Annotated in this window: 14 protein-coding genes; 8 read left to right on the top strand and 6 right to left on the bottom strand. The window is 69.7% G+C overall.

The annotated features are described in order from the left end of the window. Window positions 1-36: 36 nt before the first annotated feature. Complete coding sequence (locus tag AB0C82_RS09360) at window positions 37-1284, bottom strand: PP2C family protein-serine/threonine phosphatase (RefSeq protein WP_362838414.1); 1248 nt, start codon at window positions 1282-1284, stop codon at window positions 37-39. Window positions 1285-2098: 814 nt separating this feature from the next. Between AB0C82_RS09360 and AB0C82_RS09355 the strand changes: the two genes are divergently transcribed. The 8 genes from AB0C82_RS09355 to AB0C82_RS09320 all read left to right on the top strand — a co-directional run bounded on the left by AB0C82_RS09355 (window position 2099) and on the right by AB0C82_RS09320 (window position 11283). Beyond that, on the top strand, window positions 2099-2302 hold the full coding sequence (locus AB0C82_RS09355; RefSeq protein ID WP_362838044.1) for a cold-shock protein: 204 nt from the start codon (window positions 2099-2101) through the stop codon (window positions 2300-2302). Between the two features lie 200 nt (window positions 2303-2502). Continuing rightward, a complete protein-coding gene (locus AB0C82_RS09350; RefSeq protein ID WP_362838042.1) occupies window positions 2503-3414 on the top strand; it encodes an alpha/beta hydrolase in 912 nt (303 codons plus the stop codon). Beyond that, window positions 3414-4703 (top strand): SpoIIE family protein phosphatase, encoded by a 1290-nt coding sequence (locus AB0C82_RS09345; protein WP_362838039.1) that lies wholly within the window; start codon window positions 3414-3416, stop codon window positions 4701-4703. The genes AB0C82_RS09350 and AB0C82_RS09345 overlap by 1 nt, the downstream gene beginning before the upstream one ends. A gap of 1 nt (window position 4704) precedes the next feature. Then, window positions 4705-5058: an STAS domain-containing protein gene (locus AB0C82_RS09340; protein ID WP_362838037.1), complete on the top strand. Its 354-nt coding sequence runs from the start codon at window positions 4705-4707 to the stop codon at window positions 5056-5058. A 274-nt stretch (window positions 5059-5332) separates the two neighbouring features. Next, on the top strand, window positions 5333-6193 hold the full coding sequence (locus AB0C82_RS09335; protein ID WP_362838035.1) for an ABC transporter ATP-binding protein: 861 nt from the start codon (window positions 5333-5335) through the stop codon (window positions 6191-6193). Continuing rightward, on the top strand, window positions 6190-7176 hold the full coding sequence (locus AB0C82_RS09330) for an iron-siderophore ABC transporter substrate-binding protein (RefSeq protein ID WP_362838032.1): 987 nt from the start codon (window positions 6190-6192) through the stop codon (window positions 7174-7176). The genes AB0C82_RS09335 and AB0C82_RS09330 overlap by 4 nt, the downstream gene beginning before the upstream one ends. A 4-nt stretch (window positions 7177-7180) precedes the next feature. Continuing rightward, on the top strand, window positions 7181-9244 hold the full coding sequence (locus AB0C82_RS09325; protein WP_362838030.1) for an iron ABC transporter permease: 2064 nt from the start codon (window positions 7181-7183) through the stop codon (window positions 9242-9244). Window positions 9245-9870: 626 nt separating this feature from the next. Beyond that, window positions 9871-11283 (top strand): non-reducing end alpha-L-arabinofuranosidase family hydrolase, encoded by a 1413-nt coding sequence (locus tag AB0C82_RS09320; protein ID WP_362838027.1) that lies wholly within the window; start codon window positions 9871-9873, stop codon window positions 11281-11283. Window positions 11284-11492: 209 nt separating this feature from the next. On the opposite strand, the gene AB0C82_RS09315 is transcribed toward AB0C82_RS09320, so the two are convergent. The 5 genes from AB0C82_RS09315 to AB0C82_RS09295 all read right to left on the bottom strand — a co-directional run bounded on the left by AB0C82_RS09315 (window position 11493) and on the right by AB0C82_RS09295 (window position 17412). After that, window positions 11493-13109, bottom strand: coding sequence for an MFS transporter (locus tag AB0C82_RS09315; RefSeq protein WP_362838024.1), 1617 nt, complete (start codon window positions 13107-13109; stop codon window positions 11493-11495). A 496-nt stretch (window positions 13110-13605) separates the two neighbouring features. Then, window positions 13606-13890 carry a hypothetical protein gene (locus AB0C82_RS09310; protein ID WP_362838022.1) on the bottom strand — a complete coding sequence of 95 codons (285 nt, stop codon included), beginning with the start codon at window positions 13888-13890 and terminating at the stop codon, window positions 13606-13608. Between the two features lie 260 nt (window positions 13891-14150). Further along, complete coding sequence (locus AB0C82_RS09305; protein ID WP_362838020.1) at window positions 14151-15740, bottom strand: MFS transporter; 1590 nt, start codon at window positions 15738-15740, stop codon at window positions 14151-14153. A gap of 68 nt (window positions 15741-15808) precedes the next feature. Then, complete coding sequence (locus AB0C82_RS09300; RefSeq protein WP_362838017.1) at window positions 15809-16282, bottom strand: MarR family transcriptional regulator; 474 nt, start codon at window positions 16280-16282, stop codon at window positions 15809-15811. A 98-nt stretch (window positions 16283-16380) separates the two neighbouring features. Beyond that, window positions 16381-17412 (bottom strand): LacI family DNA-binding transcriptional regulator, encoded by a 1032-nt coding sequence (locus AB0C82_RS09295; RefSeq protein WP_362838014.1) that lies wholly within the window; start codon window positions 17410-17412, stop codon window positions 16381-16383. Window positions 17413-17450: the final 38 nt, after the last annotated feature.

Genomic DNA, 17450 nt, shown 5'->3' with positions numbered 1-17450 from the left:
GCGGGAGCACCGCGGTGAGCAGGAACGTGCGGTCGGTCATTGCTCACGAGCGGTCGGCCGGTCGGCCGGTGACGCGGCGGAGGCGTCGGTGAGGTCGGCACCGGTGTCGGCGTGCCGCCGGGAATGGCCGATGCCGTGCCAGTCCAGGCACATGACGGTCGCGTCGTCCTGGAGGTGGCCGTCGCTGGCGCCGGCGATCGTCGCGACAAGGGTGCGGGCAGCCTCGCGGGGGTGCAGCTCGCGGGTCTGCACGATCAGGTCGGAGAGATCGAGGTTGTCGGCGTTGCGCTCGAGCATTCCGTCGGTCAGCATCACCAGCCGGTCACCAGGCCGCAGGTCAATCGACTGGACCCGGTAGGTGTGAGGGGCATCGACGCCGAAGGGCAGATCGACCTCCGGCACGATCTCCTGAACCTGTCCGTCCCGCATCAGCAGCGGCCACGGGTGGCCGGCGTTGACGAACTCGGTCGTGCCGTCGATCAGGCTGATGCGCAGGAGCTGGCCGGTGACGTAGCCGTGCAGGCCGTGCTCGCGCACGGCCTGGTCGGCCTGCTGGGCCTGTTCGGCGAGGTCGGCACCGGCCCGGCGTGCCCGGCGCAGGGCGCCCACGAGGAGGGTGGCCAGCAGGGCGGCGCCGACATCGTGCCCCATGGCATCGGTGACCGAGAGCTGGACGGTGTCCCGGTCGATCACGTAGTCGAAGGTGTCACCCCCGACGTGCTCGGCAGGCTCCAGCGCTCCGGCCACCGCGAACTGTGCGGCCTCGCACGCCAGGGAGGAAGGGAGCAACCGGTGCTGGATCTCCGCGGCCAGGCTCAGAGGGATGGTCCGGCGGCCCCACTGGTACACGTCGGTGAAGGCCCGGTTGGCGATGACGATGTACGCCAGGGCGTGCGCGGTCTCGCCGATCTCACGCATCACCTCCGCATCCGGCGCCGCGCGCAGGAAAAGTTCGAGGAGCCCGATGGCGTCCCCGCGGTTGGTCACCGGGGCCACGACTCGCACCAGTGATCCCTCGCCCTTGCCCTCGCCCTCCACGCTCGGCTGCTGGGTGCGGATGACGTCGTCGTACAAGGTGCCCCGCAGAGTGATGCGCCGGGCGGGTTCTTCGGTGTCGACGCTGCCGGCCGCACCCAGCCGTACGACCGACCCGCCGGTGAAGTCGGTGATCAGGAAGGACACCGACGCGGCCCCCAGGTACTCCTGGAGTATGCGCGCGACCACGTCCAGCGACTCCACGGGCGCTGCGGCTTCCGCCGCCGCCAGCATCTTCGCCAAGGTCATCGACCCGTCCCGGCCTCCCGCATTCCCGGGAGCACGAGTGGTCGCCTCACCCTTCTCGTCGGGCCCGTGCACGGTCATCGCACTCCTCCTCACCTCTCGCCGGCGCACAGGCCCTCATTCGGGTGGGCGGGGCCAGACCCTGCCGGGCAGGTGCCATTTGCACCGCAGGGCCCTGAACGGATGCGCAGCCGGTCGGACGTGCGTCGGACAACCACGCCCGGAAGCCGGCCGTCATGACGCTCGTTTGACGCTCAGGGTCTCTCAACGGACGGGCAAAGGCCCGCGGAAACGCCGACTACCTGCGCGTTCGTGGGTCCGGCCCCGGCGCACACCCTTCCGATGACGTGGCACGTGGAGTGCGTGGCGATTCTTGAGCCGGTGGGCAAGGGCGCAGCGCCGTCATGCCGGTCTCGACATCGAGGGGCACCCCGCTCCACCCTTCCTGCGGCCGCCGTCGTCGTGCAGCCACCCGCTGCCTCGACCGTGTTCGCGAACGGCGACCATAATTCCCGAAACATCATGCTCCGGGTGGATTAATAGTTGTGACCGCGAGATGAGAGTTCAGCGCGCCGCGAGGGGAGCGTTTTTACTGCAGCGAACAGAATTGAATTGTGTAGCGCACATCGGTTACAGTGGCGTGCTACTGTCGATCTCAGTTGCAGTCCTGGTTTCCAGATCCCAAACGCCTCCAACGGCACTTTCAGCCGTCGGAAGCGTTTTTGTATTTCTGGTCATTCCGGGGCGGGCCTCCTCGCGGCGGCCCGTTATCCGCGCTTTGCGGGTCTGGACGTACTGCCTCCGAAGGGGATACGACATGGCGTCCGGCATCGTGAAATGGTTCAACGCGGCAAGGGGTTTCGGCTTTATCGAGCAGGATGGAGGAGGTGTCGATGTGTTTGCCCACTTCTCGAACATCGCGGCCCCGGGTTTCCATGAATTGTTCGAGGGGCAGAAGGTCACCTTCGACGTCGCGTCGGTGGAGAAGGGGCTGACGGCCGAGAATATTGTCCCGGTCTGACGTCGGCGCACACTCCCGGTCGTGGGCCCACATCTCTGGGTGTGTGGCCCCTCATTGCACCTGCTTCCCGTGGTGAAGTCATGCGTGGGAATGCCGTCGACGGGTGTCGGTTCGCGTTCTCTCGGCTCGTTGTCGTGATTCCCCGAATTACCTACGCGGCGGGAATTCTTTGGTACGTGCCCTGTCAAGGAAGGTTCTGAATGATGCCTGCACCTACGGACGGCTACTCCTCACACGGCCGGACCGGTGGCCCCGGCCCTGCGCCCGGCTCCGGCTCCGATCCGGACCCCCAAGGGAAGCCGGCGGGCACGGACATCCGCCGCAGGAACAACATCACCGTCACCGGCCGTGCGGACGGACCGGTGCTCCTGCTGGCGCACGGGTTCGGCTGTGATCAGAACATGTGGCGCCTGGTGGTCCCCATGCTGGAAGAGGACTTCCGGCTGGTGCTCTTCGACTACGTGGGCTCCGGCCGCTCGGACCCTTCGGCCTGGAGTGAGCAGCGCTACAGCTCGTTGGAGGGCTATGCCTCGGACGTGCTGGATGTCTGCGAGGAGCTCGACCTGCGGGATGTGATCTTCGTGGGGCACTCGGTCAGTGCCATGGTCGGGGTCCTCGCGGCGGCCGAGGCGCCCCATCGGTTCTCCCGACTGGTGATGGTGGCTCCTTCGCCCCGCTACATCGACGAGGACGGGTACCGGGGCGGGTTCGGCGCGGACGATATCGGCGAACTGCTGGAATCGCTGGAGTCGAACTATCTGGGCTGGTCGGCGGCGATGGCTCCGGTGATCATGGGCAATGCGGACCGGCCCGAACTCGGCCAGGAGCTGACCACCTCGTTCTGCGCGACCGACCCGGAGATGGCCAGGGTCTTCGCCCGCGCGACGTTCCTGTCCGACAGTCGAGAAGACCTCAAGACGGTCGCGGTGCCGACGCTGGTGCTGGAATGCACGCATGACGTGATCGCCCCCCGAGAAGTCGGCGCCTATGTCAACGCCGCGATTCCGGGCAGCCACCTGGTCACGCTCGAGGCGACGGGGCACTGCCCCCAACTGAGCGCTCCGCAGGCCACCGTGGTGGCGATCACCGACTTCATAGAGGCAGCCCGTTGATGAGCCGCAGCGATCAGTATCCGGACAGGGCGAAATTTCCGGACAGGGAGCAAGGCAGGGAAGCCACCGACGTGGCCTTTACCGCCCTGCTGGAGGACAGCGCGGAAGAGCTGTACGAACAGGCGCCCTGCGGTTACCTGTCGACGCTGATGGACGGCACCATCGCGAAGATCAATGCCACCCTTCTCGCGTGGCTGGGTCTTTCGCGGCAGCAGGTGGTGGGCCGGATGCGGTTCACCGATCTGCTCACCGTGGGCGGCAGGCTGTACCACGAGACCCACTTCGCCCCGCTTTTGCAGATGAACGGTGAAGTCAGCGGTATCGCCCTGGACATCAAGGCCACCGACGGGCAGCGGATGCCGGTGCTCGTCACCTCGAAGGTGAAGACCGGCGACGACGGCGGACCGATGCTCGTCCGCACCACGGTCTTCGACGCCCGGGACCGCCGCGCCTACGAGATCGAGCTGCTGCGCGGACGTCAGGCGGCGGAAGAGGCGCGCCGGCGGGCCGAGGCGGACCGCGAACGGCTCCAGGAAGCTCTCGCCGTCCTCCAGCAGAGCCTGCTGCCCGCCGAACTGCCCACGGTTCCGGGCCTCGAAGCCGACTCCTACTATCACACCGCCTCTCCGGAACTCCTCGGCGGCGACTTCTACGACCTGTTCCCCCTGGGCGCGGACCGATGGGCGTTCTTCCTCGGCGACGTGTGCGGCAAGGGCCCCCAGGCTGCCGCTGTCACCTCGCTGACCCGCTACACGCTGCGGGCGGCCTCCTTGCACGACCCGGACCCCGTCACCGTTCTGACCACCCTGAACACAGTGCTGCACGAGCGGTACACCAGCGGCGACACCCGCTACTGCACCGCGATCTTCGGCGTCCTGCACCCGTCCGGCGACCACGTCGGCGTGCACCTGGCCTCCGGTGGCCATCCCTCCGCGCTGATCCAACGCGCCCACGGCACCGCGGAATACCTGCCCACGCCCGGAGGCATGCTCATCGGCGTCCTGCCGCACGTGCAGTTCGCGTCCGCCCGGACCCGGCTGTCGCCCGGCGACACCCTGCTGCTCTACACCGACGGTCTGACCGAAGCGCGCACCGGACCCGAGCGCGAGCTCTACGGCGATGACGCCCTGCGCGCTTTCGCCGCCGCACAGACCGCCTCGGGGCCCCACGCGCTTGTCGCCGCTCTGGCCGGGCTCCTCGCCGGCTTCGGCGACGGACTCGACGACGACACCGCGCTGCTCGCCCTCGGCGTGCCCGCCCCGCTTCCCACACAACGAGTGCACACCTGACATGAGCCCGCTCACGATCACTGCCCGAGACGCAGCCACCGGTCCCGTTCTGGAGATCGCCGGTGACCTCGACCACGCGACGGCCCCCGAGCTCCGTCAGGCCGTGGACCGCCTGACCGTGGCCGGGGGGCAATTGCTGGTCCTCGATCTGGCCGGCCTGGAATTCTGCGACTCCAGCGGCATCACCGCATTCCTGGCGGCACGCAACCTGGCTATGGAACAGGGCGGCGACATGGCCCTGGCCGCAGTCCCCGCCAACACCGCCCGCATCCTGCGCATCGTCGGCCTGGACCGGGTCTTCACTCTCCGGGCCGGCCCGTCCGCAGCGACCGACCTCGGCTCCACAGCCCGCTGATCGCCAGGATCGCACCGCGGTGCGCGGTCTCGCCGTGGACGGTTCCGCTCGTTCGTCGACCCGCCTCCCGGCCCTCGTCGGGTGGCTGACGGTGCGGCGTCGCCGGTGTCGGGGTACTCGGGCGCACGCATGACGTACCTCATGAAAGGGCGTCAGATCAGGTGGCCCGTGAGAGGGCTTTCAAGGCGGCCGGCATATGGCGGGAAAGCGCCTTGTGTGCTCACAAGGGAGCCCCCCTTTCGGCAGGTGCTTAGGTTAGGCTAACCTCTGCTGCGTGCATCTTGGTGAACAGAAACCCGTGGACCCGCGTCCTCGCGGGCATGAGCTTTCGGCCACGGGCGTCACTGTCGCCTACGACGGTGTCGACGTGGTCCACGACGCGTCGTTGAGGCTGGCGCCGGGCGAGGTGACCGCCCTCGTCGGGCCGAACGGCAGCGGCAAGTCGACGCTGTTGCGGACGGTCGCGCGGCTGCAGCGGCCCCGGACCGCCTCGCTCGTCATCGACGGAGACACGGACGGGCTCGCGATGAGTCCGCGTGACTTCTCCCGGCGGGTGGCTCTGCTGACGCAAGGGCGGCCCACGCCCGGCGGGCTGACGGTGCGGGACGTGGTCGAGTTCGGCCGCTATCCGTACCGGGGCCGCTGGGGCAAGGCAGATCCGGGAGGCCGGACCGCGGTCGACCGGGCCCTCGCCCTCACAGGCGTCGAGGAGTTCGCCGACCGGGGTGTCGAGCACCTGTCCGGTGGGCAGCTCCAGCGCGTCTGGCTCGCGGGCTGCCTCGCCCAGGAGACGCGCGTACTCCTCCTCGACGAGCCCACGACCTACCTCGACCTGCGCTACCAGGTCGAACTCCTCGACCTCATCCGCGACCTGGCCGACGACCACGGCATCGCCGTGGGCGTGGTCCTGCACGACCTGGACCAGGCCGCGGCCGTCGCCGACCGGATCGTCCTGCTCCACGCCGGCCGGATCGTCGCCGACGATCTCCCCCAAAACGTCCTGACGGCGGAGCGGTTGACCGAGACGTACGGCATCCGCATCGACGTCGAGCCCGATCCCCTCACCGGCCGTCTGCGTACCCGTGCGATCGGCCGGCACCACACGCGAAGCGAAAGGCTCAGCACCTCCTCATGAGACGACACCTCCTCACCGCCGCGGTCCTCACCACGGCGGCCCTCACCCTGACCGCCTGCGGCACCACCGAGCCCGCTGCCGACGACAAGAAGACCAAGGCCGCCAAGAGCGTCACGCTCACCGACGCCTCGGGCAAGGAGGTCGTGCTGAACGGCCCCGCCAAGAAGGTCGTCGGCACCGAGTGGCACGAGGTCGAGCTGCTGATCTCGCTGGGCGTGAACCCGGTCGGCGTCGCCGACGTCAAGGGCTACAAGACGTGGGACTCCGCGGTTCCGCTGAAGAACGAGCCGAAGGACATCGGTACTCGCGGCGAGCCGAGCATGGACACGATCGCGGCCCTGAAGCCGGACCTCATCGTCGCCAGCACCGACCTGCCGCCGGCCGCGGTGAAGCAGCTGCGCAAGGTCGCGCCGGTGGTCGAGGTCAAGTCCGCCGACGCGGCCGACCCGATCGGGCAGATGAACAAGAACCTCGACCTGCTCGCCCAGGCCACCGGCACCACGGAGAAGGCCGGCCAGCTCAAGGAGCAGTTCCAGACGAAGATCGGCGAGGGCAGCAAGGCCCTCGCCGCCGCCGGGCTCGGCGGCGCGAACTACGCCTTCGCCGACGGTTACGTCGTCTCCAACCAGGTCTCCATCCGGCCTTACACCAGCGGTTCGCTCATCGGTGCGGTCAACGAGAAGCTCGGCCTGAAGAATGCCTGGACCGTCGAGGGCGACCCGGGCTACGGCCTCGGTACGACCGACGTCGAGGGCCTGACCAAGTTGAGCGACGACGTCCACTTCGCCTACATCGGCAACGAGGGCGACGAGGCCAGCACCCCCTTCAGCGGCGTGCTCGCCAAGGACAAGGTGTGGACCTCGCTGCCGTTCGTGAAGGAGGGCAACGTCCACCGGCTGCCCGACGGCGTCTGGATGTTCGGCGGCCCCGAGTCGATGAACAAGTACATCGACTCGGTCGTCGCCGAGCTGACGAAGAAGTAGGACCATGGCCGTCACCGCAACAACTCCCGCCACCCGTCCGTCGGCGGTCACGTCCCGGACGGGCGCGGCCGCGGTGACGGCCGCACTTCTGCTCCTCGTCACGGTCCTCGCGCTCGTCGACATCACCCAGGGCACCGCCTCCGTCGGCGCGTCCGAGGTCCTCAAGGCCCTCGCGGGCCGGGCCGACTCCACCGACGCCTCCGTCGTCATCGCCTCGCGCCTGCCCAGGATGGCCGCTGGCCTGCTCGTCGGGGTCGTGCTGGGCATGGCGGGCGCCGCCCTGCAGGCGGTCAGCCGCAACGTCCTGGCCGCCCCCGACACCCTCGCCGTCAACGCGGGCTCCTACTTCGCCCTCGGGGTGACCGCTGCCACGGGCGTCTCCCTGCCGCTGCTCGCCTCCTCCGGCATCGCCTTCGTCGGCGGTCTCACGGCGGCGGCCGTCGTGCTCGGCCTGTCCGGCCTGGGAACCGGCACTGTCCGCCTCGTGCTCGCCGGCAGCGCCCTCACCCTCGGGCTGACAGCCGTGACCGAAGGCATCGGCCTGCTCTTCCCACAGGAGACCGAGGGCCTCTACCACTGGAACCAGGGCAGCATCGCCCAGAACGGGTTCGACGGCGTCGTGCAGATGGCGCCGATCGGTGTCATCGGCCTCCTCGGGCTGCTGCTCCTCGCCCGCCGGGTCGACGCCCTGGCACTCGGCGACGACGCCGCCCGCGGCCTCGGCGTCCCGGTCCGCGCGACCCGTCTGATCGCGGTCGTGCTCGCGGCGCTGCTCGCCACGACCGCCGTCACCCTGGCGGGGCCGGTCGGTTTCGTCGGCCTGTGCGCGCCCGCCCTCGTACGTCCCCTCGCCCGCAGGTTCCGCGGCTTCGCCCGGACGCGCGTCGGCATCCCGGTCGCCGGTCTCGTCGGTGCCGGGCTGGTGCTCGGCGCGGACGTGCTGCTGCGCCTCCTCGCACCGGCGGACACGGCGGTCGCCGTGCCGACGGGCGTGGTCACCAGCATGGTCGGGGCCGTCTTCGTGATCGTGATGGCGTCCCGGCTGCGGGACACCGCCGGTGTCGCCGTCGACCGGCTGCGCATCCGGAGCCGTACCGTCTTCCTCGCCGTCACCGCCGCCCTGGTGGTCGTGTCCTTCGGCGTGGTCATCGCCGCCGTCCTGCTCGGTGACGCCAAGCTGTTGCTGGGCGACGTCACCAACTGGGCGCTGGGCCGGGCCGGGCAGACCGTCGGCTTCGTCCTGGACACCCGCCTGCCCCGTGTCCTCGCCGCGCTCCTCGCGGGCGCGGCCCTCGCCCTGGCGGGCACGCTCATTCAGTCCGTGACCCGTAACCCCCTGGCCGAGCCGGGCATCATGGGGGTCTCCGGCGGCGCCGCGCTCGGCGCCGTGCTCCTGGTGACGACCGTGCCCCAGGCCGGTGGGTGGGGCGTGGCCGGTGCCGCGTTCGCCGGAGCGGCGGCGGCCTCCCTGCTCCTCTTCGGGCTCGCCGCGCGCGGCGGATTCCAGCAGACGAGACTCGTCCTCGTCGGTTTCGCCATCCACTCCGGCGCCGCCGCCCTGGTCAGCCTGCTCATCATCCTGACCGACCCGTTCAACGCCACCAAGGCGCTGACCTGGCTGTCCGGTTCCACCTACGGCCGGACCCTGCCCGACGTGGTCCCGCTGGCGGTCGCCCTGGCCGTCGGACTGGCCGTGGCGTTCTCCCGGCGCACGGAACTCGACCTCATCTCCCTCGACGAGGACACCCCGAGGCTCCTCGGGCTCGACATCGCACGCGCCCGCTTCGGCTTCCTCGTCCTCGGCGTGCTGCTCAGCGCCACCGCCGTGGCCGCGGCCGGCACCATCGGCTTCGTCGGCCTCGTCGCTCCGCACGCCGCCCGTGCCCTCGTGGGCCGGCAGCACGCCCGCGTGGTGCCGGTCGCGGTGCTCCTCGGCGCCGTCCTCGTCTGCACCGCGGACATGATGGGCCGTACGGTCATCGCCCCGGCCCAGCTCGGCGCCGGCATCATGACCGCCGTGATCGGCACGCCGTACTTCCTCTACCTCCTGGCCCGAAGCCGCCGGTAGCGCTTGAACGGGGTCCGGCCGAGGAGGCCCTCGGCCGGACCGGCGCCGCGGCCTGGAAGCCCAGGGTGCGAAGGCGCGTTCCCACACGTCCACCCCGTCGAGGAGCGGTACGGACGGCAGGGGGAAGTTCTGCGACATTCGCCGTTCGATTGCCCCGGATCGCCTGAAGTCGGTTCGAAAAGTTTCGAACGGTGGTCCGGGCCACTGCGTGCCACGGATGCCGGACAGGTGGTCTTCCCTGTCGGCACTGTCCGCGAGAACGGCCGCGATCCGACCGCGAATACCTTTCCACCTGCTGAAATGGCTGTCCGGTCGGCGTGCCTCATGGTCTCCGAATGTTTCGGAGCTGTCAGCGATTCATGCGAGAAGTATTGACGGCGCTCGCCGCTTCCCTATTATTCAAACTGCTCGACACTCCGAACCTTGTTCGATATCACGAACAGCATCGGAGTCACTCCGATCCCTGGTGGGCCACCCACAGGTCACGCCCGCCGAAGCCCGGGGCCGCAAGGGGCGTGCCGCGCATTTGTATGTCATGCCCACATCAAGCGGAGCGCACCACCGACCGTCCGGACAGCCTCTGCCGGGGCCGACCGGAACCGCTTACTCAAGTTTGGGAAGTCCCCATGCGCAGTGGAAAAGTCAGCCGCAGGCATCTGTCCGCGGTGCTCGCCGCCGCTATCGCGGCCCTGGTCACGCTGGCGGCGATGCTCGTCGCCAACCCGGCCCAGGCGGCCACCAGCGGCGCCTTGCGCGGTGTTGGTTCGGGCCGTTGTCTCGACGTGCCGGACGCCGGCCAGGCCAACGGCACGTACCTGCAGATCTACGACTGCTGGAGCGGGACCAATCAGCAGTGGACGCTGACGGACAGCAACCAGTTGACCGTGTACGGCAGTAAGTGCCTGGATGTTCCCGGCCATGCCACCGCGGCCGGTACCCGGGTGCAGATCTGGAGCTGTTCCGGCGGTGCGAACCAGCAGTGGCGGGTGAACGCCGACGGCACGGTCGTCGGCGTGGAGTCCGGGCTGTGCCTGAACGTCACGGGCTCCGGCACGGCCAACGGCACGGCGGTGGAGATCCGGACGTGCAACGGCGGCAGCAGCCAGAAGTGGACCGGCCTGTCCACGGGCGGCACCTGTGCTCTTCCGTCGACGTACAGGTGGACGTCGACGGGTGCCCTGGCCCAGCCGGCGAACGGGTGGGTCTCGCTGAAGGACTTCACCAGCGTGATGCACAACGGCAAGCGCCTGGTCTACGCGTCCAACTCGTCGGGATCGTCGTACGGCTCGATGATGTTCAGCCCCTTCACGAACTGGTCCGACATGGCGTCGGCCGGCCAGACCGGGATGAGCCAGGCCGCGGTGGCGCCCACGCTGTTCCACTTCGCGCCCAAGAACATCTGGGTACTGGCGTACCAGTGGGGTGCGTCGGCCTTCGTCTACCGCACGTCGAGCGATCCCACCAACCCCAACGGCTGGTCCTCACCGCAGCCGCTCTTCACCGGCAGCATCTCCGGCTCCGGCACCGGCCCGATCGACCAGACCCTGATCGGTGACGGCCAGAACATGTACCTGTTCTTCGCAGGTGACAACGGCAAGATCTACCGGGCGAGCATGCCGATCGGGAACTTCCCGGGCAGCTTCGGCTCGTCGTACACGACGATCATGAGCGACTCGACGAGCAACCTGTTCGAAGGGGTGCAGGTCTACAAGGTCCAGGGCCAGAGCCAGTACCTCATGATCGTCGAAGCGATGGGTGCGAACGGGCGCTACTTCCGCTCGTTCACGGCCTCCAGCCTGAGCGGTTCGTGGACCCCGCAGGCCGGCAGCGAGAGCAGCCCCTTCGCGGGCAAGGCCAACAGCGGCGCCACCTGGACCAACGACATCAGCCACGGTGACCTGGTCCGCGACAACCCCGACCAGACCATGACCATCGACCCCTGCAACCTGCAGTTTCTCTACCAGGGCAAGTCCCCGACCGCGAGCGGCGATTACGACAAACTGCCGTACCGGCCGGGCGTCCTCACTCTTCAGCGCTGACCCGCCTGACCCACGGAGACCGCGATGAGGTGCGGCCTGCCGGCGTGTGGACGAACGGTCTGCGGCGCGGGCGGTTTCACCGGCTGACCGGTACTCACCCTCCCGTTGAACCCCGGCCGTGCCTCGGCCGGGGTTCAACGACGACGGGGAGGCGGCCCGGCCTGGCGAGGCCACGCGCGTACGCCCGCCACCGGCTCGGTGATCCGTGACTACGGCTCCGCCGAGCGGGGCTGGGTCGTGGGGATCCGGTGCGTGAAGAACATGGCGAGGAGAGCGGTCAGGGCCAGGATGGCCAGCGCGGCCCGCAGCCCGTCCAGCCTGGCTTCGGCGTTCGCGTCGAGCGCGGCCTCGGCCACCCCGGGGGGCGTGCCCGCCTCATCGAGGGCGGCCTTGAGCTGGGCATCCGACATGAAGGTCGCCCCGCTCTGCAACTGCACGTTCGCCTGGCTCTTGACGTCGGCAGGGATGTCCGGATTCTGTTCGATGCTGGTGAGGAACGAGGTCGACAGCGCGGCGATCATGATCGAGCCGGCGAGTGCCGTGCCGAACGAGGCGCCGAGGTTGGTGCCGGCGTTCTGGACGCCGCCGACTGCCGCGCTCTGTTCCTCCGGCACCGCGGACACGGTGACCGATCCCAGCTGGGAGGCCAGTGCGCCCATCCCGAGGCCGATCAGCAGCAGGGGGAGGGTGACGATCTCCGCACCGGCTTCGGCGTCGAGTGCGGCCATGAGGACCACCGCTCCCACGAACAGGGCGATGACCCCTGCCCGCACCACGCGTCGCGGTGAGACGTCGGGGAGGAGGCGTGGGATCAGGATCGCGGCGGCGAGCAGCGTCAGCGAGAGCGGCAGGAGGCGGGCACCGGTCTTGAGCGTGGACAGGCCCAGGGCGACGGACAGGTACAGCGGTACGACGAAGAACACGCCCATCTGCACGAGGTACTGGAAGAAGAACATCGTCAGGCCGCCGGTGAGTTGCCTGTTCCTCAGCATGGCGGGGTCCAGGAGCGGCTCCCCGCCCTGCCCCACCACGCGGGACTCCCAGCGGAGGAAGAGCCAGATCAGCAGCAGACCTGCCAGCATCAGCCACACGACCAGGGAGACCCCGAGCCACGACGGTGCGCCGGGCTTGGGCTGGAACCAGCCCCATTCGTCGGAGCGGAGCACCGCGTAGACGAGGCTCCCGAGCCCGAGCGCGGAGAGTGCGGCCCCGACGAGATCGACGCGTCGGCGTTCGCCGACGGCCACGGGAGCGATACGGCGGGCGAGGACCACGATGCCGAGCACCACCAGTACCTCTCCGGCGAAGACCCACCGCCAGGAGAAGTACGTCGTCGCCACGCCACCGATGAGTGGTCCGAGGGCGATCGCCACAGCCCCGGCCGCTGCCACCAGGCCATAGGCGGTGGGGCGGCGTTCAGTGGGGAAGTTGCCCGCCACGAGCGCCACGATCGCAGGCAGGATGAGTGACGCTCCGACGCCCTCCAGGAACGCCCAGCCGAGCAGCAGCACGGGCAGGCTGGGTGCGAGGGCCGTGACGAGGGAGCCGCAGCCGTAGACGGCGCAGCCGATCATGAACGCGCGTTTGTGGCCGATCAGCGCCCCGACCTTGGCGCCGGGGATCATGAACATGGCCATCACCAGGGTGTAGGCGGTGATGGCGCCCTGGATGCCCGTCACCGTCGTGTCCAGGTCCTCGGCCACCACTGCGATGGATACGTTCATGACGGAGCTGTCGAGCGCCATCAGGAACTGGCCGGCGGCGAGTGTCAGCAGAACAAGGCGGGCCGTGGCCGAGCTCTCCGGGGGGCGTGTCTTGGGCGACATGGGGCGTATGATCCCATTCATCCCCAGAGCTGACGGGCGACCCGCCGCACGACGTGCGTCGGCCGGCGGGCGTGAGTCATCCCCCAGGGCACCGGCGCCCCGCACCGGCACGGGCCAGGCCGCGCAGTGCGCCGCGCCGCCCGCGACGGCGAGGGCGGCCCGCGGCGGATGTCCCGCAACCGTGTCGACCTGATCTCCCCGGCCGCCGGCACCGGCGAGCGGGCGCTGTGGCCTGACGTACGACCAGCGGGACCGAGCTCGTGAAGCGTGACAGCCCGGCGGGTCGGTGCAGACCCTGATCCGGTCTCTCGGATGCGCGGGCCGGCCGCACCGACGGGCCCGGCCTTCGCGCGGGCACGCGCGCACCCCGCCCAGGACATCTACCGGATCGGCACCGCGCCGGCCGGTGGCGGGGAGGGCGGTTGCCGGTGCGCGGACGAGATGTGCCCAGGGGCACGTACGCCCCGGCCGGAGCCCCCTGGCGCCGGCCCGTGCGTCACTGTTCCGCCGGGGCCTCGGCCGCCGTACCCCGGGCCAGGGCCGCCGCCTTGCGCTGGTAGGCGAGCAGGCCCGCGAAGCCGACGATGAAGCCTGTCAGAAGGCCCGAGATCGCGTGGTTGACGGCGTTGACGCCCTCGCTGCCCGGCATTCCCACCAGCAGGTAGTTGATGCCCGCGCTCATCACCGCGCCGATCGCGCCGCCGATCAGGCCGCTGATCAACGGCTCCCGGACGGACGGCGTGGGAACGGCAGTTCTGGCAGGGGTGGCGGGCGTGGTCATCGTCGACTCCTGGTGCGGGATCCGGTGACGTCCGGACGGCCGGACGCGAGATGGATCACACACTGCGGCAAGAGGGCGTCCGGAGGGAACCGTTCGCGCCGTCCAATGACGTGATCTCTCGGATCCACGAGGCTGATACCGGTGCGACCGGAACAGTTCGCCCCGCGGCCTGGAGTGGTCAACTCACCGAAACGGAAAGGCCGGTGGCGCGTCCGTCCCCACGAACGCGTAGCCACCGGCCTGGCCATCCGCCACCGCCGTCAGTGGGAGGCGGGAGCCTCCGGATCGCGGCGTACGCCTACCGCCGCCAGGACCGCCCCGGCCACACACAGCACGCCCGTCACGAGCGCCGCGGTGTGCACGCCGTTCATGAACGCCTGGCCGCTGCCCTCGATCACTGCCGCCTTCAGCTGGGCGGGCATGTCACCCGAGACCGGCGAGACGCCCATCGACACCGCGTCCTTGGCCTCGCGCAGCCCCTCGGCCATGGGGCCGGGGACTCCGGCGGAAGTGAGTTCGCCGGTCAGGGTGGACCCGACCCGGCTGCTGATCAGGGAGATCAGTACTGATGTGCCGAGCGCGCCGCCGACCTGGAGCGCGGTGGCCTGGAGGCCGCCCGCCACCCCGCCGTCCTTCACGGGCGCGTTGCCGACGATCGCGTCCGAGGAGGCGGCCATCACCATGCCGACGCCGAGGCCCAGCGCGATGAAGGGCGGCCACATGGCGCCGTACGAGGAGTGCACGCCCCAGCCCAGGAGGCCGAAGGAGGCTCCGGCCTGGAGGACCATGCCGAGCGGCATGGACAGCCGGGCCCCGAACCTCTCCGTGACCTTCGCGCCGAGCGGGGCCGCGACGACCGAGGCGAGGCTCAGCGGCAGGGTCCGGACACCGGCCTCGACGGGGGTGAAGCCGCGGACGTTCTGGAGGTACAGCATGACGAAGAAGATCACGCCGAGCAGGACGAAGAAGTTGACCGCGGTGATGACCGTGCCGATGGCCAGCGCGGGGCTGCGGAACAGCCGCATGGGCAGCAGCGGGTGTGCCACCCGGGTCTCGTGCCGGCAGAACAGCGCGAGCAGGACCAGGCCGCCGGCGAGCGTGGCGAGGGTGGAGCCCGAACTCCAGCCCCACGTCTCGCCCTTGACCACACCGAAGACGAGGACGAGCAGACCGAGCGCCAGCAGAATGACTCCGGGGACGTCGAAACGCTGCTGACCGGCCGGGTTCTTGCTCTGCGGAAGGACGTACGCGCTGAACGCGAGCGCGGCGACGCCGATCGGGAGGTTGATCAGGAAGACGGACTCCCAGTTGACGTGCTCCACCAGCAGTCCGCCGACGATCGGGCCGAGCGCGGTGGACACCGAGGACACCATCGCCCAGATGCCCACGGCCATACCGAACTTCTTCGGCGGGAACACCGCGCGCAGCAGACCGAGCGTGTTGGGCATCAGCAGCGCGCCGAAGAAGCCCTGCAGGGCACGGAACGCGATGACACCTTCGATGGAGCCCGCAAGGGCGATGGCGACCGAGGCGGCGGTGAAGCCGGCGACGCCGGCCAGGTAGTACGTACGCCGGCCGAAACGGTCCCCGAGCTTCCCGCCGAGGATCAACGCGGCGGCCAGCGCGAGGAGATAGGAGTTGGTGACCCATTGCAGGTCGGCGGTGGAGGCGTTGAGATCCCGGCCGATCTCAGGGTTGGCTATCGCGACGACGGATCCGTCGAGGCCGACCATGAACAGACCGAACGCGACGGCGACCAGGGTCAGCCAGGGGTTACCGCGACGGCCGGCCGGGGCGTCGGGGCGTTCGCGCGCGGGCAGGGGGGAGTGGTCCACGGCAGTGGAGGGCATACGGATGCCTTGCTTCCTGAAAAGGAGTGGAACGAGGGGAGGGGAGGGGCGGGTCCGCGCGGGTCTCGTCAGTGCGAGGCGGCGTGGATGTGCCGTGCCAGTCCCTGGAGCGCACCGAGGGCGGAGCCGATCGCGTCGAGATCGCCGTCGGTCAGTGCCGACAGGGCCTCGGCCACGTACCCGTCCATGAGCGCTCCGACGGCGGTGATACGCCGACGGGCCTCCGGTGTGAGGTGCAGATGGGCGATCCGACGGTCGGCCGGGTCCTGCCTGCGTTCCAGCAGCCCCTGGGCCGCGAGCTGGGTCACCAGCGCGCTCACGTTGTTCGGCTTCATCAGCAGCTCGTCGGCCGCGGCGCGCACGGTGATGGCTTCGCGGTCACCGACGAGCCGCAGCAGTGCCAGCTGCCCCTCGGGGAGCTTCGGGTACGGGATGTCCTGGGCGAGACGCCGGTCGAGCGCCCTGTGCAGCGCGGGCAGGACAGCGGTCATCGCGGACGCGATGTGCCGGATGTCCTGTTCGGACGCGCTGAGGGCAGACATACGGACACCATAAGTATGAAGAGATACCTATGTCAAAAGACCTAAGGGCCAGGAGTGCCGTCCCGGTGCGGCGGGAACGGAACTCCCCTCGCCGCCGCTCACTCCGCGGGCGGCGGCGCCGTGCTCTTGCGTACGACCAGGCTCGTGGCCAGCTCCAGCCGCGTCGACACCGGTTCCTGGGCCCGCAGCCGCATCAGCATCTGCGCGGCCTCCTCCGCCATCTGACGCAGCGGCTGGTGGACCGTGGTCAGTGCGGGGCTGGCCCAGCGGGCGATGGACACGTCGTCGTAGCCGACCACCGAGAGGTCGTGGGGGACGCGCAGGCCGTGCACCCGGGCGGCTTCCAGTACGCCGAGTGCCTGGAGGTCGCTGCCCGCGAAGATCGCGGTGGGCCGCTCGGGCCGGGACAGCATCTCGGCGGCGCGGTCGTATCCGCCCTCCACGTGGAAGTCGCCGAACAGGATGAGTCCGGGGTCGACCTCCAGCCCGGCCATGGTCATCGCCGACCGGTAGCCGTCGAGCCGGGCGCGGGAGCACAGCATGTCCTCGGGTCCGGTGATGATCCCGATGCGCCGGTGCCCGCACTCGATGAGATGCCGGGTGGCGGCCAGTCCGCCGTTCCAGTTGGCCGAGCCGACCGAGGGTACGTCGGGGTCGGGGTCGCCCGCCGGGTCGATGATGACGAACGGGATCGAGCGCGCCCTGAGCTGCTGCTTCACCTCGCTGGGCAGGGCGGAGAAGACCAGGACGACCCCGAGTGGCCTGCGTTGGAGCATCGCCTCCATCCAGTCGGGGCTGGGTGAGTGGCGGGTTCCGCTCTCGGTGAGGACGACCCCGGCGTTGTGCGCCTTGGCGACGTTCTCCACCCCGCGGATCAGCTCCATCGCCCAGATGCTCTCCAGCTCGTGGAACACGATCTCGATGAGCGGCGCCTCGCGGGCCGACCGTGTGGTGCGCCGGTAGGCGTGCGCCTCCAGCAGGCGTTCCACCTTGACCCTCGTGGGGGGCGCCACGTCCTGCCGCCCGTTGAGGACCTTCGAAACTGTCGAAATGGAGACGCCGGCCTGCTGGGCCACCTGGGCGAGGGTGATGCGGCCCATTTCCTCGTCATCGCGCATGGCGAGGAGCATAAAGCACGAAACAACTGCCGCCGAGGCGTAACGCTTTG

Origin of the sequence: Streptomyces sp. NPDC048560 (assembly GCF_040650955.1) — a bacterium.
In the GTDB taxonomy this organism is placed as follows: domain Bacteria; phylum Actinomycetota; class Actinomycetes; order Streptomycetales; family Streptomycetaceae; genus Streptomyces.
Note: the sequence above shows the minus strand (reverse complement) of the source record. Positions and strands in the feature narration are given on the sequence as shown.